This window comes from Flavobacterium sandaracinum (assembly GCF_004349135.1).
Classification (GTDB): domain Bacteria; phylum Bacteroidota; class Bacteroidia; order Flavobacteriales; family Flavobacteriaceae; genus Flavobacterium; species Flavobacterium sandaracinum.
The window spans coordinates 84,774-108,479 of sequence record NZ_SMFN01000001.1; the positions used below are offsets into that span (position 1 = coordinate 84,774).

The window sequence follows — 23,706 nt, forward strand, 5'->3', positions numbered from 1 at the left end:
TCTAATCTTTAATCAAACCACAACCTTGCGAACTACCAAACGTGAACTTACTACAATATCGTGTTTTCTAATCTTTAATCAAACCACAACTTCTATTAACAGTACCTGTACCTGTAACAGAATATCGTGTTTTCTAATCTTTAATCAAACCACAACTATCTTTTACACTTCAATTTAGTATCGTTTAATATCGTGTTTTCTAATCTTTAATCAAACCACAACCACAACGTGCTAATTTAAAAAACAAACGTGAATATCGTGTTTTCTAATCTTTAATCAAACCACAACTACGGAGACGCTTCGCTCGTGAATGGGATTAATATCGTGTTTTCTAATCTTTAATCAAACCACAACAGTTGTAGGGCAATAAACACCACCTTGCCCAATATCGTGTTTTCTAATCTTTAATCAAACCACAACCAGCGAAAGTGGTCCAATAATGCATACAACAATATCGTGTTTTCTAATCTTTAATCAAACCACAACGGTTTCTTTGAGGTAAAGTTCTTTAAAAAGAATATCGTGTTTTCTAATCTTTAATCAAACCACAACTTAATGCACCTTCGTTTATTTGAAAGTTTTAATATCGTGTTTTCTAATCTTTAATCAAACCACAACCTATATTTGTTTATTATTATAAGGTAACGTAATATCGTGTTTTCTAATCTTTAATCAAACCACAACTTAAATTTGATATACAAATTATTTATTTATAATATCGTGTTTTCTAATCTTTAATCAAACCACAACTACTTTTCCTTAACTGCTACAATAATGAACAATATCGTGTTTTCTAATCTTTAATCAAACCACAACATTATTTGGAACGGGCGTTAACACTCCATTAATATCGTGTTTTCTAATCTTTAATCAAACCACAACTATTTTATAATGGTTCAATTGTATCTAAAGAATATCGTGTTTTCTAATCTTTAATCAAACCACAACTATGCTTATTGAATGGTTAGAGCAATTTAAAATATCGTGTTTTCTAATCTTTAATCAAACCACAACGTGACTATTGCCGTGTTGTCTAATGCTACGAATATCGTGTTTTCTAATCTTTAATCAAACCACAACTTTAAAGCGTCCTTAGTTAAATTCTCAATTAATATCGTGTTTTCTAATCTTTAATCAAACCACAACAGTTAATAACTCAACTGGAATTGTAATTGAAATATCGTGTTTTCTAATCTTTAATCAAACCACAACCTTGACCAATTAAAATTAGATTTGGCTTGCAATATCGTGTTTTCTAATCTTTAATCAAACCACAACACCTCCGTAACCGTCACCAACTATCCAAATAATATCGTGTTTTCTAATCTTTAATCAAACCACAACCTGCTATTACATTTTGAATAGCAGCAGACCAATATCGTGTTTTCTAATCTTTAATCAAACCACAACAGCACCTTTGCGCACTTCTTGGATGACCGTAATATCGTGTTTTCTAATCTTTAATCAAACCACAACTGGAACACGATCTATATTGATACGGCCACTAATATCGTGTTTTCTAATCTTTAATCAAACCACAACAGTAGATCAAAGTGTGAGTACTACCGAAAAAATATCGTGTTTTCTAATCTTTAATCAAACCACAACATTCTACGCCAAGGGCATTAGAGTATCAATAATATCGTGTTTTCTAATCTTTAATCAAACCACAACTACAGCCAACTTTATATGTTAATCCTTGAGAATATCGTGTTTTCTAATCTTTAATCAAACCACAACCATCTGAATTATATTCTGTAGAACAATCAAATATCGTGTTTTCTAATCTTTAATCAAACCACAACTGCTGAGATGCAAGTATTCAAACCAGTAATAATATCGTGTTTTCTAATCTTTAATCAAACCACAACTGTAGATCAAAGTGTAAGTACTACCGAAAAAATATCGTGTTTTCTAATCTTTAATCAAACCACAACTTATTTATTCTATTACCGTAGTTTATACCAATATCGTGTTTTCTAATCTTTAATCAAACCACAACCTAAAATAAAAACACAAAAAGCCAAAGCCAAATATCGTGTTTTCTAATCTTTAATCAAACCACAACTTAAGGGGATAAATGTGGGTAAACCAAAGAATATCGTGTTTTCTAATCTTTAATCAAACCACAACATATTAATTGCAATGCGAAAAAGTGAAATTAATATCGTGTTTTCTAATCTTTAATCAAACCACAACCAACTAGATTTAAAGGCGAATTTAGCAAGTAATATCGTGTTTTCTAATCTTTAATCAAACCACAACACATGTTAAATCCATTATTTACATCATTGCAATATCGTGTTTTCTAATCTTTAATCAAACCACAACAATCCCTTTCTTTTGCACATCGAGTTTTTTAATATCGTGTTTTCTAATCTTTAATCAAACCACAACCAATGTCTTTGGTTAATTTTTGATGTTCCAAATATCGTGTTTTCTAATCTTTAATCAAACCACAACCATCATGCAGTATATTATGATATTGCATGAAATATCGTGTTTTCTAATCTTTAATCAAACCACAACCATAAATAGTTGATCTATCGTATTTTCTATAATATCGTGTTTTCTAATCTTTAATCAAACCACAACCTTGGTCCTTTTTACATAGACAATAGCACCAATATCGTGTTTTCTAATCTTTAATCAAACCACAACAGGTAACGCTAATTGTAGAACCTTTAGGAAAATATCGTGTTTTCTAATCTTTAATCAAACCACAACTTGTTTCCTGATCTAAAAGCAGGCGCTACTAATATCGTGTTTTCTAATCTTTAATCAAACCACAACAGTAGATCAAAGTGTGAGTACTACCGAAAAAATATCGTGTTTTCTAATCTTTAATCAAACCACAACTGAGAATACTTGTAAAGAAAACACAAACAGAATATCGTGTTTTCTAATCTTTAATCAAACCACAACTGAAAGTTCTCGCGTCCCTGCTGGGCGGACGCCATAACTTTCAGTTGTGGTTTGAGATGCTTAAGACGTTGAAAAACTGTATGTCAAAGAACTTTTATTTTTTTTTTCATTCCGACCAGAGGAGGGATCACATCAGTTGCTCTCGTTATGTGATTCCTTATTCGTCGGAATGACAAACCACTACATAATTTTCCATTTTACCAGTAAATTCAACATATTGTTTTATTTTGGTTTCTTGAAAAAGAACCAAATTCCTATCGTTATTTGATTCCTCCCTCGGCGGAATGACAAACCACTAAATTATTTTAAAAATTTTATTTTTCCAGTAGGAGTTAATTTGAATTCATAGTCTTCCACTAAACAATCAAATGAATTTGCACCAATTTTAATCCATGGATATTTTTTATGTTCTCCAACATTTTTTCCACCTTTCATACCTGTCTTTAAGCCCATAAATTCGGTTATTCGTTTCTTATCTCTTGCTTCTGAATGATGTAACAGTTTAATTTCAGCATATTTTTCAACATCCATTTGAGTAATTTCAAATAATCGTTCTAATAATTTATCTGCTGACATTTCAAATAATTCTTTTGGAGATTTATCATAGATTAAAACCATTTTCCCTTTCGTTAGGATGTATTTTAACGGATTTAGATTTTCATCTTTTTCTGGAGCAATTGGATATAGCTTTTTATCTTCATTGCTTAATTTAAAATACTTTCCTGCATCAATAATATTAATAAGTTGATTACTTCTTGATATTTTACCTTTTTTATCCAATCCTTCATAAATTGCTATACAATAATTCCCATCATTCTTAGCGTGATAAAATTGTTTATGTCCGTGTCTTGAAACATCGCGATGCTTTTTTATGAATAGCGGATTGGTTACATCACTTGTATAATAACGAATTTTCTTTATTGGAACTGGTTTTCCGCTTTTGTTTGGTAAAACATATATATCATTTTTGATTTTATTTTCAAAAACTTGAATTGCATCTTTTATTGGTTGCTCCTCTTCTTCTTTAACGTTTTTTAATTGCTTTCTTAATTCTTCAATTTCTTTTTTGATTAATCTTTCATGTTCTCGTCCACTACTAACAATTTCTTTTATTTTATCATCAACAATGTTTTTCAAATCTGCATCTTTAAACATTTCGATTCCTTGACGTTTTACGTATTTGATAATTTCTTGGTTTTCTCCTGTTTTCTTATTTATTTCTTCTCTTAAAATAGCTCCATAAAAACTTTCTTTATGCAATGCGCCGCGCACGGTATCTCCCTGTTTGTATTTTATCTCACCCTTTTCATTTCTCTGAATAATCCCTCTTTTTCGAATGGCTTTTTTACTTTGAACAGGCAAATTATCTGGTGTGTGATGACTAATCAATGTGTTATTATCGAAATCATCGACATCTTTATGAAAATCTTCCCAAGGAATTCTGTGTGAGAATGATGGTTTGGGTTTGCCAAAAAATTCAAATTGTTCTAAATCGTGATAATAATTGGCAAGAGCATCATTAATATCTCTAGAACAACAAGCAACAACAACTGCATCTTTAGCGTGATGTGCATGATTATCTCTTGATTTTTCATTTAAACCCCACATCTGACGCAAATTTGCTGTGGTTTTTCCTTTGATTGGATAGACTTTATTGAAAACCGTTTTTAGAAATAAATTACCGTATTTACTAATAATGCCAATATCAACCGATTGACTGTTTTTAAATCCTTCTGGAACTTCTTCCATAATAAATGATTTGTATTTCTTGAAATAATAAGAATATTCAAATCGTAATTTGGTTCGTTCAATAATATACTTATCTCGCTTATCTTTGGTTGATGCTGCCTTTACTTTTTTAGATAAATCTTTGATTTGTTGTTCTATTCCTTTATATTTAGCATACCAATGTTTTATTCTCGGTAAGATATCTTCATGATTAGGACATTCAAATGGAATTTTATCTTTTTTGGTTTGACGATTATACACAGCACTACACAAAGTTTTGTTCATTTGTGAGTTATCCAAACTTCTACTTCGTGGAATAGTATGTTCAATATCAAACTTAGGATTTTTGCCTATAAAATCCGATAAACAAATCGTTTTTCCCGTATAAAGACAAACTTTGTTTTGCTCTATCCAAAGCTGATATTTTACAATATCAGTATCAGTAGGTTCGTAATTGCTATCATTTGAATTTGCATCCTTACAACCTTCAACTTCAAGATCGCCTCTAAAAATTGATTTTATTTCTTCGCTATATTTACTTCTTCTGTCTTTTAAAATTTCATTCCGTTGTCTTATAGCAACTCTTTCATTAGATGAATTTAATTCTCTGGGCATTTCGATATGAATCAAAGTTTCTTCATCAATCATGTCGTCTTTCATTAATTGATTGACAACTTTTTTTAATTGATGCAAAGATCGCATTGCCATTGGATTTTTAATGGAAGAAATTAACGGACTTTCTAAATACTTCTTACCGTCAACATTACTTCTATTTGCTTTTTTATAAACCTCAATCGCTGATGGATGGTATAATTTTTTCAAACTTTCTTCGGTAACATTAAAATTATCACTTAAAAAAGTTTTTAAAATTTCATCTATCGTCTGTTTTTTGGCAAATTCTCCTCTGCCTGAATTGAGCTTCATTTGATTAGAAAACAATTCAAAACATTCAGATAAAATCTTAATTTGTAAGATTTCTGGCATTTCGTTCCATTTTTTTGTTCCAAAAAAGTCTTTTACTTGTTTTTCTAATCCGTTTCGGTAAACTTCTGCAACGAACTTATTTGTTGAACTCCAAGTTCCATTTTCTTTTTTTACATTCTTGATTAATCCGTTAACAATATCAATATCATTGCTATATAACTTATACTTTTTTATAATTGAAGTAATCTCATTATTTATTACATTTCTGTTTTCTTCATTATTCCAGATTTCCATCGGCAAAATATTTTTCATATTTGCCAAGAAAACAGCATGAGAATAAATAAGATTTTGTCTTAAATACGGTAGAATATTTCGAATTGCTTTCAAACTCAATGACCCATAATCTTGTTTCAGTTTTATTTTAGAAAACTTTGGTGCTGTTTTTTCATCGCAATTCAAATTTTCAATTGCAAATTGTTTTAGCAATGCTTCATTATCATATCGGAATAAAACGTGCCACACATCATCAATGATATCTTCAATTGATTTTTGGATTTTCAAATCACCTTGTGTTTTTGTATTTTTCACAAAATTTAAAAGTAAACTCTCTTTCCAATCTGCACCGAAAACATCAACTAAATTTGCAATCGTCGGACATCCTGCAACATTACTTCCTAAAGTATAATTAAACAAAACGTTTTCATTTGAAATTTGTTTGTCCTTATAATATTTAGGAACTAATCCTTTTGGAGTTAACTTTTTTGCAATATCCGAGAAATCAAAATTGGCTCTAGATTTTCTGAAAAATAAAGATTGAATTTGTTCTCTTTCATCTTCAGTTAATAATCTTAATTTTTCATCTGTTGGCAATTTAATTTTCACATTATTCAAATAACTTAACATTCTGAATTCTTCAAAATCGGGATGAGAAATTGGCACACATGCTTTTCTATTTTCAAGCGGACATTTGGCAACCAAACCTTTTTGAGATTTTAAAGGTCTTTGAAAAAAAATTGCCTTTTCAATCGCATCTTTTATATGATTCGGAATATTTTGTCTGTTGCAGACAAATTTAAATTCAGTTAAATAATGGTCAATTCTATGTGTATACTCGCCACGTATTTTTTCACCATTATGATATAATAGATAGAAATATTCTCCTAAAGTGGAACATTTTTCTTCCAATATTTTTTCTGTTAAATCACTAATTGCACGTTTAACTAGTCCTAGAAATTCTTTTTTATTTAGTCGTTCATGAAATTTTTCTTTTACACCTGCATAAATGGAATTTGAATTTTCCTTTATAATTGCATTAAAAGCTCTTGATAGAGTAAATAAAGGTTTATTACCTACTTCATCTTTGTCAAAACTTGATAAAAATTCTGAGAAAGATTCTGAAAACTCAAGAATTGAATTTGCATCATTAATTATACTTGTTATTTCAGAATTCTTTTCTTCGATAATAGAATTATCAGAATTATCCAATCTATTACTCAAAAAACCTCGTCTCTGGGCGATATGATAAAAAGCTCTTCCTAAAATATATCTATCTTCTTTTTTACTAAAATCAAGTTCCTCTTTTGCTGCCCTAAATCTGAATTTATATGGGTTTTTATTTTGAAGTTTTCTATTCTCTTCATCGTCTTGATTGTCTGTACTTAACCAGAATCTGAATTCATCATTTTGAGGATAAATTTTCTTATATCTCCAATCTGCTAATTCATCATTTGATAATTTTGGGCATAAGTCATTATCAGAAAGAACTTTGAGTAATTCAATTTTTCTGATTTTTCGTCTGTATTTTAATTTTCTAGCACTTCTAAATTCAGTACGCTTGGCTGCCTTAGAACTTTCACTATTTGTCTTTGCTTCGATGCTTACTCCTTCTGAAAATATCCTAACACCTTTATCTACTAGAGAAAAATCATTTCCATCTTTATCCACAATCGCCCATCCAATCGAGTTTGTTCCTAAATCTAATCCTAATATTTTTGCCATTTCAATCTGTGTTTTGTAAGAGTTTTGAAAAATACGTATAAAATAATTAGCCATTTTACGGTTTTCCTCATTGCAACATAACTATTTTTTGTTTAGGTTTGTAACTGATTAAAATTTCTAATCTTTAATCTTATCACAATAAGGCTATATGCCGTAGATGAAAATCTTTAGTCCTGCTTCGGTGGGACTTTTTTTTTGAAAACAACTCATAATTTCACACCAAAACCCTAGCCCTGATGGCAGCGGCATCTCCCGATATAGAAAAACAAGGCTTTTTCAGCCTTAGTTTTTTATTAATCGGGAATACAGCGAACAGCAGGAAATGGCTTCAAATGAAAACATTTTTCAACATAAAACGACTATTAATAATGGTTTTATTTTGTACTTTCATACTGCTTTAGTATCTTTCGCAATAGATATAAATACAAACCTTACACATTGAAAAAATGTTAGAAGAAAAGAATGATAACCTGTCTCGTCAGGAAAACGAAGCAGATGGAAACTTAGAAAACAATGCTACGGCATCCGATCAATTCCAAAAGGAACACCTTGAAGCAACACCTGAAACAGAACCAAGTGATATGCCAGCCGAAGATAACGTAGTTGTTCCTGCTGAAGTATCCCCCACTGATACTGCTATGGACACTAACAACCAGATGGCTCTAGACGCCATTGCTGACACAAACGCAGAGGAAAGTGAAGACGACACACTTAAAGATCGTCATGAAATTTCTATGCAAGATTATGATACCTTATCATTAGAACAACTTGTTGAGGAATTGAAAAATTTAGTTTCCAATGAAAAAGTGATGTCTTTTAAGGATCACATAGAAGAAGTAAAAAAAGCATTCTTAGCTAAATACAACCACCTTATAGAAGAGAAGAAAGAGGAATTTCTTGCTGAAAACCAAGATCCTACTGAGGATTTTCAATATCACTCGCCTTTAAAAACTCAATTTGATAAGTTCTACTCTCAATTTAGAGATACTAAAAACACTCATTTCAAGAGTTTACAAACCAACCTAAAAACAAATTTAGAGAATCGATTGGCTATTGTTGAAGAACTAAAAGAGCTAATTAATCCACAAGAGAACATCAAAGATACCTTGAAACATTTTAATGATTTAAGAGAAAGATGGAAAAATGCTGGTCCAATTCCTAAAGACAAATACAACCACGTTTGGAACAACTTCCATTTTCATGTGGAAAATTTCTACGATTATTTACACCTGGATCGAGAGGCTCGAGACTTAGATTTCAAGCACAATTTAGAGCAAAAGCAAAAAATTGTAGCCCGAGTAGAAGAATTGGTAAATGAAGCTGATATTAACAAGGCTTTTAGAGAATTACAAGACTTACACCGAATTTGGAAAGAAGACATTGGACCGGTTTCGAGAGAACACCGTGATGAAATATGGAACAAGTTCAGTGATTTAACAAAACAAATGCATGACAAACGCGAAGTGTTATTTGAAAATCAAAGAGGTACAGAACTTGAAAATCTAGAAAAGAAAAAGGAGATTATTGCTAAAATTGAAGTTTTGGCGACTGAAAAAGTCAATGCACACGCTCAATGGTTGGCACAGATCGAAAAAGTAGAGGCTTTGCGCACCGCTTTCTTCTCAGCTGGAAAAGTTCCTTCGGATGTAAACGAAGAGACTTGGGCTAGTTTTAAAACTGCTGTTAGAAATTTCAATTCGTTTAAAAATTCGTTTTACAAAGACATTAAAAAAGATCAAAATGATAATTTAAGTCTAAAAACTGCTTTGGTCCTCAAGGCTAAAGAATTGCAAGAAAGCCAAGATTTTGCTGCTACAACACCTATCATGAAGCAAATTCAAGAGGAGTGGAAACAGATTGGACATGTGCCAAGAAAATATTCAGACAAAATCTGGAAGGAATTCAAAGACGCTTGTAATCATTATTTTGAAAAGTTAAAAGAACAAAAAAACGAAGAAAATAGCGAAGAGGTAGAAGCTTTTGACAACAAAAAAGCATACTTGGAAACGTTGAGAGAATTCCAATTGAGTGGAGATCATAAAACTGATTTAGACGCTATTAAATTGCATATCGAAACTTGGAAAAACTTTGGAAAAGTGCCTTTCCCAAGAAGACACATTGAGGGAAAATTCAATAAAATTCTGGATGCTCTGTTTGAAAAATTGAGTTTGAGTAAAAAAGACACAGATATGATGCGTTTTGCCAATAGAATGGATCATTTATCTGAAAGTCATGACACACGCAAACTGGAAAATGAAAAGATTTTCTTGATGCGAAAAATTGATGAAGTACAGAATGAAATTTTACAATTGGAAAACAATATTCAGTTTTTTACCAATACTCGTAATGCTAAAAAAGAAAATTCTATCGTATTAGAAGTTCGTAAAAATATTGCTATTCATAAAGAAAGTCTTGATGTGTGGAAAGAAAAACTAAAACAATTGCGAAACTTGAAAATCGAATAATTATATTTTTTCACGTATAAAAACTTGAGGCTGTCCATTATAGACAGCCTCTTTTTTTTGTTCTAGCTTATCGCTTTATGATAATTATCATTTTAATAGTTGCGCAGTCGTTTTACTTTTGATAAATATTAAATGACGCTGCTATGAAAAATTCTTTAATTCAAAAATACAATGTTCCAGGACCCAGATACACCAGTTATCCAACGGTCCCGTATTGGGATGAAGTTGATTTCTCATACGAACTTTGGACAGCAACTCTAAAAAAATCATTCATAGAAAGTAATGGACCAGAAGGCATCAGTCTTTATATTCATTTGCCTTTTTGCGAAAGTTTATGCACATTTTGTGGCTGCAACAAGCGCATCACAAAAAATCATAGCGTAGAACACCCTTACATCGAAGCAGTATTGAAAGAATGGACAATTTATTGTAAAATCCTTGGAGAAAAACCAAGTATAAAAGAAATTCATTTAGGCGGTGGCACTCCTACTTTTTTCTCCACTAAAAACTTAGAGGACTTAATAAACGGTATTTTCTCTCATGCCACGAAAGCGCCAAATCATGAATTTAGTTTTGAAGGACATCCTAACAATACCTCTCATGAACATTTGCAAAAGCTGTATGATTTAGGTTTTAGAAGAGTCAGTTTTGGCGTACAGGATTACTCCGTAAAAGTTCAAAAAGCAATTCATAGAGAACAGCCCTTTCATAATGTGGCAAAAGTGACGTTTTGGGCTAGAGAAATTGGGTATACTTCTATTGGTCACGATATTATTTTTGGTTTGCCATTTCAGGAGGTCGAAGATATTGTTGATACCATTGAGAAAACTAAATCATTACAGCCAAATCGATTGGCATTTTATAGTTACGCTCATGTTCCTTGGATAAAAGGAAATGGACAACGCGGATTTAAAGACGAGGACATTCCACAAGACGACAAAAAAAGAAGGTTATATGAAACTGGCAAAAAATTACTTTTCGAAAATGGGTATCATGAAATTGGAATGGATCATTTTGCCTTAGAAACAGACAGTTTGTATGAAGCATTTCAAAAGGGCACACTACACCGTAATTTTATGGGATACAGTTCCTCTAAAACGAAGTTGATGCTTGGATTAGGTGTTTCCGCAATTAGTGATAGTTGGTATAGTTTTGCTCAAAATGTAAAAAATCTAGAAGATTATTATCAAATATTAGAATGGGATAAATTACCCGTTTTTAGAGGACACGTATTGACCACAGAAGACCTCATCATAAGAAAACATATTTTGAATCTGATGTGCCAATTTAAAACGTCTTGGAATGATACGGAAGGCTATTTCAACGAGATCCCCGAAATAGTAAATCAGTTAAAAGAAATGGAAAATGATGGTTTACTACTCATTAAAGATAATTTCATGGAGGTTACTGAAAAGGGTAAACCTTATGTTCGCAATATCTGTATGGCATTTGATTTGCGATTGAAAAGAAAAGCGCCGGAAACAGAATTATTTTCGATGACGATATAATTTTTAACCTTTTTCATATAAAAAGCACGCCATTCAGCGTGCTTTTTATATGAAAAATTGCGAAAAGGTTAGTGACAGTTTGGATCAGCTTGAATAAACAAGCTCATGTTAGATGGGGAAATATAAGGAATTCCTAATCCCAATCCTCTCAAGATAAATAAACAACCAATGCATACCGCCACATAAGGAATTGCTTTTTGGATTCTGTTGCGAATGGGCAAGGTTATAAAGGAGTTGACATACACCACGCTGCTCATCAAGGGAACAGTTCCTAATCCAAATAAAATCATGTATAAGACGCCCAAACTTTCGCTTTGCATAGCAATAGCTCCAAATAAAGCGACATAAACCATTCCGCATGGTAAGAAACCGTTGAGTAAACCAATGGTAAAGAGGGATTTAAAACTCTTGTTTCTAAACTGACTTCCTAAAGCAGTTTTAATTTTAGAAATCAATTTGAAAACTGGTTTTGAAAAGTTATATTTCGCAAAAATTTTGTCTGGAATCAAAACTATTAAAATCATGGCTACGCCAATAAAAATAGATAAATTCTGCTGCAAACCAGCCAATAAAAATCCTTTCCCCAGCAGTCCAAAGACAAATCCAATGGTACCGTAAGCCGTTAATCTTCCTAAATGATACGTGATGATTTGAATTGCTTTCTTGGTCTGATTAGTGCGATCTACAGGTAACATCATAGCAATAGGACCACACATGCCAATGCAATGAAAACTACTTATTAAACCAAAAATAAAGGCAGAGTAAAGCATTTTTTGTAGGGTAATGTCCAGAAGTCCAAAGTCTTAAAGTTTACTGTAAACTTAAAAGTTTTATTCTTCTTGACTAATTGATGTATATTGTTTCTTTGGACAAATAAGACTTTCCTTCATATTGCCATTCCATATTAATGTCCCAGCGACCGCCTGCCAAACTTTTTTTAGGTATGAGCAAAGTAGTAGCATCAGATAATGAAATTGGAATCTCAAAATCTAATTTTTTGTTAGACGGTCTATAAAGGGACACTTTTCCTTTAATATTTATTGGAACAAATACTGTTGGAAAAACAATTGTAATTCCAGATGCTCCTGCCGTTATTACCGGCTTTTCTTTTAAATCCTCTGCACTTTGAACCCGCTCCATTTCCTCTCCAAAACGTGCATCATGTTTATAATATTCCTCCACTACCAAATCATTATCGTATTTGGAATCCGACTGTACCATAAAAACAAAATACAAAATGAAGGTCATAAACAACCCAAAAGCAATGACAATTGCTGTTCCCCAATTAATTTTCATAATTTCTATTTATAAATTTCAATATATTTGATGTCAGTCAAAACTTCGCGGACTTAAAAAGCTAGTTGTACTGGTTTCGATTTTTTCTTTTCCGTTGTAAACTTCAATCTTCAGCTTTGTTTTATCACTGTCCAATACACTTTGATTGATTTCAACAAATAAGGTTCCTCCGCTCATTCCTTGTCTAGGCACTTTTAAAGCTTGTTTTCCAACTACTTTTAAAGTTCCTTTTATACCAACTAATTTAAAATGAATGTCATTAAAATCATTGTTAGTTTTATTTAAAATTTTAAAAGTATAGACATTACTAATGTTCTCCCCTTTGTGTTGAAATAACTGCCCTGGTAATCTCAATATTGTAGCTTCAACATCAGTCCGTAAAAACAAAAGTCCAATTAAGATACCCGTTAAAATAAACAATACCGCTGAGTAGCCTTTCATTCTTGGAGTAAACTTAAACTTTGCGTTTTTCTCAATTTCTTCTTCAGAGGCATAACGAATCAGTCCTTTGGGCAAACCCACATTTTCCATAATTGTATCGCATTCATCAATACAAGCAGTACAATTGACACATTCCATCTGGGTTCCGTTTCGAATATCGATACCCGTAGGACAAACATTTACACACTGTTTACAATCAATACAATCTCCTTTTCCAGTTGATGCTCTATCTTCTTGTTTATTAAATTTAGCTCTTCCGGCTTCTTTTTCACCTCGAACAAAATCATAGGCAACATTGATCGATTTATCGTCTAACAAAACACCTTGTAGTCTGCCGTATGGGCAAGCAATAATACAAACTTGCTCTCTAAACCATGCAAAAATAAAGTAAAACACACCCGTAAAAATCAACAAGGAAACTAGGGTACTAATATGATTTGCAGGTCCTTCTTCAATCATCAGTAATAGCTTGTCGCTGCTGATAAGATAAGCCAGGAATACATTGGCAATAAAAAAAGAAATAATTAAAAACAAAGTCCACTTTAGCCCTTTCTTTCTTATTTTCTCTGCATTCCAATCCTGTTTTTCTAAACGGATTTGAGCGCCTCGATCTCCTTCTATCCAATATTCTATTCTGCGAAAAACCATTTCTAGAAAGATGGTCTGCGGACAAATCCATCCACAAAATATTCGTCCAAAAATAACGGTAAATAGTATTACAAAAACAACCCCTACAATCATGAAAAGAACAAAAAGATAAAAATCCTGCGGCCAAAAAGGAAATCCAAAAATATTAAATCGTCTTTCCAAAATATTGAACATCATGAACTGGTTGCCATTGATTTTCACAAATGGGTTTGCAACAAGTACAATCAGTAAAACATAGCTAACCCATTTCCTGTAATCGTAAAACTTTCCTGAGGGTTTTTTGGGAAAAATGAATTTTCGGTTGCCCTCTTCGTCGATTGTTCCTATAGTATCTCTAAAAGCTTCATCTGGTAATTTTGACATTTTTTTTTATTTAAAACACAGTGCAAATAATTATTACTATTCTTAAGTTAAGCAAAAACGTGTGTTTCTAATTTTTATTTAACTGCAACTGTTGCATTTTCATCTACCCAAACTTCCCCTTCTGCTGCTTTAGCATCAGGTGGATTACTCCCTTTTAAAGATAGAATATAGCTGGCTACTTTTTGCATTTCTTTAGGTTTTAAAGTCCCTTTCCAAGAAATCATCCCTTTCCCATCGCGCCCTCCATTTACTAGAGTATGAAAAATGTTTTTTATTCCACCACCTAAAATCCATTGATCATCTGTTAGGTTTGGCCCAATTTGCCCTCCGGCATCTGCCCTGTGACAAGCTGCACAATTAGTAGTATAAATTTCTTTCCCAGCTGCTAAATCTGCAGGATCTGTCAACAAAGTGACTGTTTTTTCATCCATCATATCTGGGGCAGTTTTCATGTACTCTGCAACTTCAATTTTGGCTTGAGCGATTTCTTTTTTAAGCTCCATTTCCTGATCATCAGCTCCTAATATTTCAAAACGAACCATATAAACAACACCAAAAACAATTGAAGCATAGAATAAATAGACCCACCATGGTGGCAAATTGTTGTCTAATTCTTTGATACCATCGTAGTCATGGTCCAGTAATAATTGACCTTCATCAGCTAATGGAGCTGTTTTAGTCAATTTTTCCATTAATTTTTTATACCATTCTTTATCCCTGAAGCTCAAATTATTGGTTTCATTTAATTTGATTTTTTCTTCTTCTGTCAATAAATGAAAAGTGATATTATCTACTGCTCTCATAGTAATTTCTATTGCTATAACAAGGAAAAGAAACACGAATAAGAATACGGAAACCATTGGGAATTTTATAAAAGCAGGTCGATCTCCTGAATCTATAAAGAATTCGATTGCTCCAAATACAGCAAAGAAAATAACGGGTACGCTAACGTATGCTGGAATAAATTTTTTCATTCTCTTAATTTTAAAAAATTATACTTTTTAATTGTCTCTCAATGGAATTTCACTCAATTCATCAATAGTTTCTTTCTTATAGGAGAAAACCCAAATACCTAATCCTACAAAAAAGAGGAAAAAAATTAATAATGATAAGATGGGATATATCGACACACCATCGATTGTCTCCATATTGTGTTTTATTTGTTCAAACATGACTTTTAATTTTTAGCACTATTTTTAACTTTAATATCCGTTCCAAGTCTTTGCATATATGCAATCATAGCTACAATTTCTCTTTCATTCATTGGAACAAATTTCTCTCCTCTTGCTGCTGCTTTTTTCTTGCTTTCCTCATAACTTTTAACAAAGTCAGGATCATTTTTCAAGTTTTCTTCAATTGAAAGAGCTTGTTTTCTCAAATCATTCAAACCACTTGCCACCTGAGCCTCTGTATAAGGCACTCCTAATGTAACCATAGCTTGCATTTTCTTTTGAGTCAAAGAAATATCCATTGGTTTGTTATCAAATAACCACTTATACCCTGGCATAATTGAACCTGCAGATATACTTTGTGGATTCCAGAAATGGTTAAAATGCCAATTATCATTGTATTTCCCACCTACTCTTAATAAATCAGGTCCTGTACGTTTAGATCCCCATAAGAATGGATGATCATAAACAAATTCACCAGCTTTAGATTGTGGTCCATAACGTTCCACTTCACTTCTAAAAGGACGAACAGATTGAGAGTGACATCCTACACAACCTTCGCGAATGTATAAATCACGTCCTTCCAGTTCTAGAGGAGAATAGGGTTTTACACTTGTAATCGTTGGGATATTAGATTTTACCATAATCGTAGGTACAATCTGGATCACACCACCAATTAAAATAGCTATGGTAGCTAAAATTGTCAATTGAATTGGTTTTCTTTCTAACCAAGGATGAAATTTTTCTCCTTTTATTCTTCCAGAGCTAATTCTTATTAAAGCTGGAGCTTCTGCTAATTCATCTTCAATTTTAGAACCTACTCTTAATGTTTGAACAATGTTATAAACTAAAACGAGCATTCCAATTAAATAGAGAGTTCCTCCGATCGCTCTCATCCAATACATAGGCATAATTTGAGTAACCGTTTCTAGAAAATTACCATAGGTTAAAGTTCCGTCTGGGTTAAACTGTTTCCACATAGAAGCTTGTAAAAACCCAGCTACATACATTGGAATCGTATACAATATAATCCCTAAAGTACCAATCCAAAAGTGTAAGTTAGCTAATTTCAATGAGTATAAATTCGTTTTAGCCATTCTAGGAACCAACCAATAAATCATACCAAAAGCCATAAATCCATTCCATGCCAAGGCACCTACGTGAACGTGAGCAATAATCCAATCCGTGTAATGTGCAATTGCATTAACATTTTTAAGAGACAACATGGGTCCTTCAAAAGTGGCCATTCCATAACCCGTAATAGCTACTACAAAGAATTTCAAAACAGGATCTACTCGTACCTTATCCCAAACACCTCTTAAAGTTAAAAGACCGTTAATCATACCACCCCAAGATGGCGCTAGTAACATTATTGAAAAGGCAACACCTAAATTTTGCGCCCAGTTAGGCAATGCAGAATACAATAAGTGGTGCGGTCCAGCCCAGATGTAAATAAAAATTAATGACCAGAAGTGAACGATTGATAATCTGTAAGAATATACGGGACGATTTGCCGCTTTTGGAACAAAATAATACATTAACCCTAAAAAAGGAGTTGTCAAGAAAAAGGCTACTGCATTGTGTCCATACCACCATTGCACTAAAGCATCTTGAACACCTGCATAAACAGAGTAACTTTTAAATGCGGAAACTGGTAATTCTAAATTATTGAAAATATGCAAAACAGCTACCGTAACGAATGTTGCCAAGTAAAACCAAATTGCAACATATAAATGGCGTTCTCTTCGCTTGATCATGGTACCAATCATATTGATTCCCATTACCACCCAAATCAACGTAATTGCAATATCAATTGGCCACTCTAATTCAGCATATTCCTTTGAAGAACTATAACCTAAAGGTAACGTGATAGCCGCAGCAACAATAATTAACTGCCAGCCCCAAAAGTGAACATTACTCAAAAAATCACTGTACATTCTCGCTTTTAGCAATCGTTGCATGGAATAATACATTCCAGCAAAAAAAGCATTTCCCACAAAGGCAAAAATAACAGCATTTGTATGTAGCGGTCTCAATCTACCATAACTTAACCACGAAATACCATCGGTCATGTTAGGAAAAAGAAACATAAAGGCTAATGTGAGCCCTACTAGCATTCCTACCACTCCAAAAAGCATCGTGGCGTAAATGAATTTTTTTACAATTTTGTTGTCATAATAAAACTGCTGCATTTCCATAATTCAATTGTTTTTTATTTTAATTTAAATGTTCAAGGTCTGGAGTTTTGGAGTTATACATCCAATTCCTTTTCCTCATTATTTTCAACTGTATTTTTAAATTTAGTTGACTTTAACAGCTCATCATCAAATAGCATTCTGACTGATGGTGTATAATCATCGTCATACTGTCCTGTTTTTACCGCTGTTATAAAAGCGATAAAGAACCCGATGGCAATTAGTATACTGATGGAGATTAATAAATAAATGACACTCATACCTTAATTTATATTAACAAAGTTACTTTTCAATCTTCAAGTAAAATATGACAATTATCATACTTAAAAATAATTGTTAAATTTATGTGAAAATGCCTCTCAAGACATTCTACAATTCTATTTTTTATTTGCATAGTAGCTGCTCATTACTGTTACAAAACTTACAATAGTTATCGTACTCAAAGGCATTATAATTGCCGCAACTAAAGGCAACAAGTTCCCTGTAATGGCAAATGCTAATCCTACCACATTGTACAATAGAGACAAAGCAAAGCTCATCTTGATAGTGGTTATGGAGTTCTTAGATAACTTTAAAAAATAGTTTAATTTTTGAAATTCATTCGCATCCAAAATTGCATCACAGGCTGGCGAAAAAACATTCACGTTTTCAGAAATTGAAATTCCTACGTTGCTTTGTGCTAGAGCCCCAGCATCATTCAATCCATCGCCCACCATCATTACGTTATTTCCTTTATCTTGCAAATTTTTAATGAATTCTAATTTTTGCTCTGGTTTTTGATTGAAAATTAATTCCGTTCCTTTCGGCAAAAGCTGCTCCAGAGTAGCTCGTTCGCCTTCATTATCACCAGATAAAATCTTAATTTGATAGCCACTACTTAAGTTCTTAAAAAGTGAGGCAAGTCCTTCTCTGTATTGATTATTGAAAATGAATTTCCCGTAATAAACCCCATTAATCTTAATATGAACCGAAGTTTGTTGCAGCTTATTCTCTTCGGTTTTCTCTAGAAAATCAGCCGAACCTATTTGGATTTGATGGCCAAAAATAAGAGCTTCCATTCCCCTTCCTGTTATTTCTTCAAAAGCATCCACACGCCACTTTTTAGCATCATTCGCTGATTTATTCGGTAAAATTGAAATCGGTAAATAATCATACAACATTCTGCTCAACGGATGATTTGAAGCCCGCAACACATTTTTTATCAGTAACAAATATTCGTCGGAAAGTATTTCTCCCTCATACGAAATGTTCGATTTTTTATTAGTTGTAATTGTTCCTGTTTTATCAAAAACGATGGTATCGACTTTAGCTAATTGTTCAATCACCAAAGCATTTTTGAGATAAAATTTCTGTTTGCCTAAAATCCGTAAGACATTACCAAAAGTAAAAGGCGCCGTTAATGCCAATGCGCAGGGACACGCAACAATAAGTACTGCCGTAAAAACATTAAAAGCGATATTTGCATCTATGAAAATCCAATATCCAAATCCTGAAAAGGCAATTAAAAGTAGAATTGGAGTAAAATAACGAGAGATTCTATCGGTAATGGTCTTGTGTTTTTGTACGACATTTTTTTGAAAAACATCATTGCTCCATAATTGTGTCAAGTAACTTTGAGAAACCGAATGCAACACTTCCATTTCAATGACTTTCCCTATTTGTTTTCCTCCTGCAAATACTTTATCTCCTGATTTTTTAGTTATTGGAATGGCTTCTCCAGTGACAAAACTATAATCAATTTCCGCTTTTTCTGAAATTAAAATACCATCAACTGGAATTAGTTCTTGGTTTCTAATTAACAATCTATCCCCTTTTTCTACTTCATAAATAGGAACACTTTCTTCTAGAGAATCCGAATTAATCTTAGTGATGGCGATTGGGAAATAGGATTTAAAATCTCTTTCAAAACTCAAGAAACTGTATGTTTTTATTTGGAACATTTTTCCCAAAAGCATAAAGAAAATTAAACCAGTTAAGCTGTCGAAAAAACCAGAGCCATAATCCATAACAATATCAAACGTACTGCGCACAAACATCACAACAATTCCTAAAGCAATGGGAATATCGATATTCAGCATTTTAGATCTAATACTTTTAAAAGCAGAAACATAATATCCACTGGCGGAGTAAAAGAAACTAGGGAGCGCCAAAGCAAAAATCAACCATCTAAAAAAACCACGGTATTGATCCAGCCAATATTCTTTAACTTCAAAATATTCTGGAAAGGAAAGTAACATGATATTCCCAAAACAAAAAAAAGCAACGCCTAATTTATAAGTTAAACTTCTATCAACGTTACTAGTACCTGTTTCATAATTTTCTAAACTAATATAAGGTTCATATCCAATGGAACTTAACAAATAAACAATAGTTTTGATAGAAACTTCCTCCGGGTTGTAGGTGATTCGAACTTTCTTTTCAGGAAAATTAACTTGTGAAGAACTTATTCCTTTTTGAAGACGCTGTAAATTTTCCAAAATCCAAATACACGAGCTGCAATGAATATGTGGAATGTTAAGTGAAATAATAGCGGTTGAATTCTCTTTGAATTCCAAAAGTTTGGATACAATGCTCTCATTGTCTAAAAAATCATATTTACCATTAATATCTTGCGGGGTTGCTCCAGGGGATTTTTCAAAATCATAATAACAGGTCAAATCATTGAGACTAAAAATCTCGTACACCGTTTTACAACCGTTGCAACAAAATTTCTTTTCATCAAAAATTATTTCTTCTGCTTTTACAATAATTAATCCACAATGGAAACAGTTTTGTGTGTCCATAACTTTGCTCATTTTACCTAGAACAAAGAACCTAAACGATTGTTAATTAAAACATGACATTTATCATATTAAAGACTTACTTTTGTCTGACCCAAAAAAACATTATTATGAGCAAATGTGAACAATGCATCGTCAGAGAATTTAGCTCACTAAAAGCACTTACAAAAGAGGAACTACTAAAACTTTCCGACTGCAAAACATCTCATATTATTAAGAAAGGGGAAGTTATATTTGAAGAAGGGGAAAATGTAAATGGCATTTTTTGTATCAAAGACGGTATTTGTAAACTGACAAAACTCAGTGCAAATGGAAAAGATCATATCGTAAAATTAGTTACAAAAGGAGAATTATTAGGGCAACGCTCCATGATTAGTGATGAGCCTGTCAATTTAAGTGCGGTTGCGCTTGAAGACATGCACGTATGTTTTATTCCAAAAGCTGACGTGATGGGATACTTTGATAAGAACAATCAGTTCTCTATGAATGTCATGAAAACGATCTGTGGTGATCTAAAAGAAGCCGATGACCACATGGTTAATTTAGCCCAAAAAACAGTCAAAGAAAGATTAGCCGAAACACTTCTTTATTTACATGATACTTTTGGAAAAAACGAAGATGAATCACTAAAAGTTCAACTTTCCAGAGATGAATTGGCCAGTATTATTGGCACTGCTACTGAAAGCTGTATCCGTTTATTATCTGATTTTAAAAAATCAGGTTTAATTGAATTAACAGGTAAAAAAATTGTTTTAAAAGATAGCAATGCGCTAAAAAAATTAGCAGATTAATTCAATCTGCTTTACTCTTTCTTGTTCATTACAAAATAATACACCGGAACTCCAAGCGCTACAATACACAAACCTAATCCCGTATTGAACGTATCATAAATCAATAAAGTCAAACAAATTGCCGAGGTCACTATAATATAAATCGCTGGTACAACTGGATATCCAAACGCTTTATACGGTCTATCTGCGTTGGGTTCTTTTTTTCTAAGAATGAAAACACCCAAAATCGTTAGGATATAAAACAACAACGATGCAAAAGTGGCGTACGTCAACAAATCCCCAAATTTTCCCGAAATACAAAGCACACAAGCCCAAATACATTGTACCCAAAGCGCTTTTGCAGGCACCTGATTTTTATTCAGTTCAGTGGCTTGTTTAAAAAACAATCCATCTTTTGCCATGGCAAAAAACAATCGTCCTCCCGAAAGAATCAATCCACTATTACATCCAAAAGTAGAAACCATGATTAAAGCAGCCATTACAAAAACGCCTACATTTCCCATAATCATACTTGCCGCCGCAGCGCCCACTCTATCATTACTGGCAAACATGATTCCGTTACTGGCAATATCAGCAGCGTCAGCAGTTCCCTGCATTGGAAGCAAAGCCAAATAAGCCAGATTTGCTAAAACATAAATAACAGTTACAATTAAAGTTCCAAGAAACAAACTTCGCGGAATATTCTTTTTAGGTTCTTTAATTTCTCCTGCAATAAAAGTCACATTATTCCATGCATCACTAGAAAATAAGGAATTAATTATCGTTGCTCCGGCAGCGCCCAAAATTGCCATTCCAACTAATTTTGTTACCGTAATCGTTCCGTCAGGATTTACAACCGTTTTACTGGCGTCCCACATATTTGCAAAATTATTAGACAAAACATCTGTTTGTAAACCAACATACAATCCTAAAATTATCAATGCAAAAAGCGCTATTAATTTAGCCGAAGTAAAGATCAACTGAACTGTCTTTCCACTTTCGACACCTTTAGTATTGATGTATGTTAGCAGAATTATACTAAAAATAGCCAATACTTTTTGGTATGAAAAAACAAAACTAGTACCAACTGTAAACAGCGTTTGATCTAAAACAGGAAAGAAAATAGCAGCATAATTCGCAAAAGTAACTGCAATAGCTGCAATAACTCCCGTTTGAATTACCGTGAAAACAGTCCAACCGTACAAGAAAGAAATTAATCTTCCGTAAGCGCGTTGTATATAAACGAACTGTCCTCCCGCATTAGGCATCATTCCAGCCAATTCTCCATAACTCAACGCAGCAGCAACAGTAATTAATCCAGTTACCAACCAAATTACCAATAGCCAGGCAGCCGAACCAATATCTCTTGCCATGGCGGAGGTAACAATGAAAATCCCGGATCCTATCATGGAACCAGCAACTAAACTCGTGGCATCTATTAATCCTAAAGAACGTTTTAACTCGGTTTTATTTTCTGACATTGGTAATTTTATTATTTAAAACTGAACACTAATCCTGAAGTATCGGGACTTAAATCTGAGCACTGATTACTAAAACTGAACACTAAAAACACTACAACTTCTTCGCTTCCTCCCAAAATTGAGTTATTTGGAAATCATAGATTTCCAATTCCTATTTGTTAGGAAGACGCTTCGCTTCCTCCCAAAATTGAGTTATTTGGAAATCATAGATTTCCAATTCCTATTTGTTAGGAAGACGCTTCGCTTCCTCCCAAAAAATATCCATTTCAGCTAAAGTCATGTCCATTAGGGGTTTTCCTAATTCTCCTGCTTTACTTTCTAGATATTGAAAGCGTTTGATGAATTTTTTATTAGTACGCTCCAAGGCGTCTTCGGGATTTACATTTAGAAATCGGGCATAGTTAATCATCGAAAATAGAACATCTCCAAATTCGGCTTCAATTTTATCCTGATCACCTGCTTCAACCTCAACTTGTAATTCTTCCAATTCCTCTTGAACCTTATCCCAAACCTGATGGGATTCCTCCCAATCAAATCCTACTGCTTTCACTTTATCCTGAATTCGGCTTGCTTTTACTAATGCGGGTAAACTTCTTGGAACACCTTCCAGTACCGACTTTTTGCCTTCCTTTAACTTTAGTTTTTCCCAGTTTTGTTTTACTTCTTCTTCATCTTTAACTACAACATCACTGTAAATATGTGGATGACGGTGAATCAGTTTATCGCAAATTTCATTGCACACATCAGCCATATCAAAATCATTCGTCTCGCTTCCTATTTTGGCATAAAAAACAATATGCAATAGCAAATCACCTAATTCTTTTTTGACTTCGATCAAATCATTGTCCAGAATTGCATCGCCTAATTCATAGGTTTCTTCAATAGTCAAATGACGCAAAGTTTGCATGGTTTGCTTCTTGTCCCAAGGACATTTTTCGCGCAAATCATCCATAATGTCTAGTAATCTCTCGAAAGCTTGCAGTTGATTTTGTCTTGAATTCATCAGAAATTGTTT

General features: G+C 33.0%; 14 protein-coding genes and 1 CRISPR repeat array (1 of these 15 cut by a window edge). Of the genes, 3 read left to right on the top strand and 11 right to left on the bottom strand.

Annotated elements, in window-relative coordinates:
• Positions 1–2,925: direct repeats of the CRISPR family, unit length 36 nt; unit sequence AATATCGTGTTTTCTAATCTTTAATCAAACCACAAC; it begins 671 nt to the left of the window's first position.
• A gap of 300 nt (positions 2,926–3,225) precedes the next feature.
• Entirely contained in the window at positions 3,226–7,575 is a 4,350-nt protein-coding gene (gene cas9 / locus E0F91_RS00405) for a type II CRISPR RNA-guided endonuclease Cas9 (protein ID WP_165930068.1), read from the bottom strand.
• Between the two features lie 446 nt (positions 7,576–8,021).
• Here cas9 and E0F91_RS00410 point away from each other — a divergent pair, with 446 nt between their 5' ends.
• Complete coding sequence (locus E0F91_RS00410; protein ID WP_207919019.1) at positions 8,022–10,040, top strand: DUF349 domain-containing protein; 2,019 nt, start codon at positions 8,022–8,024, stop codon at positions 10,038–10,040.
• 143 nt (positions 10,041–10,183) lie between these two features.
• Positions 10,184–11,548, top strand: a complete 1,365-nt coding sequence (gene hemN / locus E0F91_RS00415) for an oxygen-independent coproporphyrinogen III oxidase (protein ID WP_132064416.1) — start codon at positions 10,184–10,186, stop codon at positions 11,546–11,548.
• A gap of 68 nt (positions 11,549–11,616) precedes the next feature.
• Here hemN and E0F91_RS00420 read toward each other — a convergent pair whose 3' ends face one another.
• The 8 genes from E0F91_RS00420 to E0F91_RS00455 form a co-directional block, all read right to left on the bottom strand.
• A complete protein-coding gene (locus E0F91_RS00420; RefSeq protein WP_132064417.1) occupies positions 11,617–12,318 on the bottom strand; it encodes a sulfite exporter TauE/SafE family protein in 702 nt (233 codons plus the stop codon).
• A gap of 73 nt (positions 12,319–12,391) precedes the next feature.
• Positions 12,392–12,844: a FixH family protein gene (locus tag E0F91_RS00425; protein WP_132064418.1), complete on the bottom strand. Its 453-nt coding sequence runs from the start codon at positions 12,842–12,844 to the stop codon at positions 12,392–12,394.
• A 33-nt stretch (positions 12,845–12,877) separates the two neighbouring features.
• Positions 12,878–14,296 carry a cytochrome c oxidase accessory protein CcoG gene (gene ccoG / locus E0F91_RS00430; protein ID WP_132064419.1) on the bottom strand — a complete coding sequence of 473 codons (1,419 nt, stop codon included), beginning with the start codon at positions 14,294–14,296 and terminating at the stop codon, positions 12,878–12,880.
• Positions 14,297–14,370: 74 nt separating this feature from the next.
• Positions 14,371–15,270, bottom strand: coding sequence for a cbb3-type cytochrome c oxidase N-terminal domain-containing protein (locus E0F91_RS00435; RefSeq protein WP_132064420.1), 900 nt, complete (start codon positions 15,268–15,270; stop codon positions 14,371–14,373).
• 27 nt (positions 15,271–15,297) lie between these two features.
• Positions 15,298–15,468, bottom strand: coding sequence for a CcoQ/FixQ family Cbb3-type cytochrome c oxidase assembly chaperone (locus E0F91_RS00440; RefSeq protein WP_132064421.1), 171 nt, complete (start codon positions 15,466–15,468; stop codon positions 15,298–15,300).
• 5 nt (positions 15,469–15,473) lie between these two features.
• On the bottom strand, positions 15,474–17,663 hold the full coding sequence (gene ccoN, locus E0F91_RS00445) for a cytochrome-c oxidase, cbb3-type subunit I (protein WP_132064422.1): 2,190 nt from the start codon (positions 17,661–17,663) through the stop codon (positions 15,474–15,476).
• Between the two features lie 53 nt (positions 17,664–17,716).
• Positions 17,717–17,920, bottom strand: coding sequence for a cbb3-type cytochrome oxidase assembly protein CcoS (gene ccoS, locus E0F91_RS00450; protein ID WP_132064423.1), 204 nt, complete (start codon positions 17,918–17,920; stop codon positions 17,717–17,719).
• 117 nt (positions 17,921–18,037) lie between these two features.
• Entirely contained in the window at positions 18,038–20,443 is a 2,406-nt protein-coding gene (locus E0F91_RS00455) for a heavy metal translocating P-type ATPase (RefSeq protein WP_132064424.1), read from the bottom strand.
• Positions 20,444–20,550: 107 nt separating this feature from the next.
• Here E0F91_RS00455 and E0F91_RS00460 point away from each other — a divergent pair, with 107 nt between their 5' ends.
• Complete coding sequence (locus tag E0F91_RS00460; protein WP_132064668.1) at positions 20,551–21,231, top strand: Crp/Fnr family transcriptional regulator; 681 nt, start codon at positions 20,551–20,553, stop codon at positions 21,229–21,231.
• Positions 21,232–21,242: 11 nt separating this feature from the next.
• On the opposite strand, the gene E0F91_RS00465 is transcribed toward E0F91_RS00460, so the two are convergent.
• Together E0F91_RS00465 and mazG are read right to left on the bottom strand one after the other, a co-directional pair.
• Positions 21,243–22,691, bottom strand: a complete 1,449-nt coding sequence (locus tag E0F91_RS00465) for an APC family permease (protein ID WP_132064425.1) — start codon at positions 22,689–22,691, stop codon at positions 21,243–21,245.
• A 220-nt stretch (positions 22,692–22,911) separates the two neighbouring features.
• Entirely contained in the window at positions 22,912–23,694 is a 783-nt protein-coding gene (mazG, locus tag E0F91_RS00470) for a nucleoside triphosphate pyrophosphohydrolase (protein ID WP_132064426.1), read from the bottom strand.
• Between the last annotated feature and the right edge of the window lie 12 nt (positions 23,695–23,706).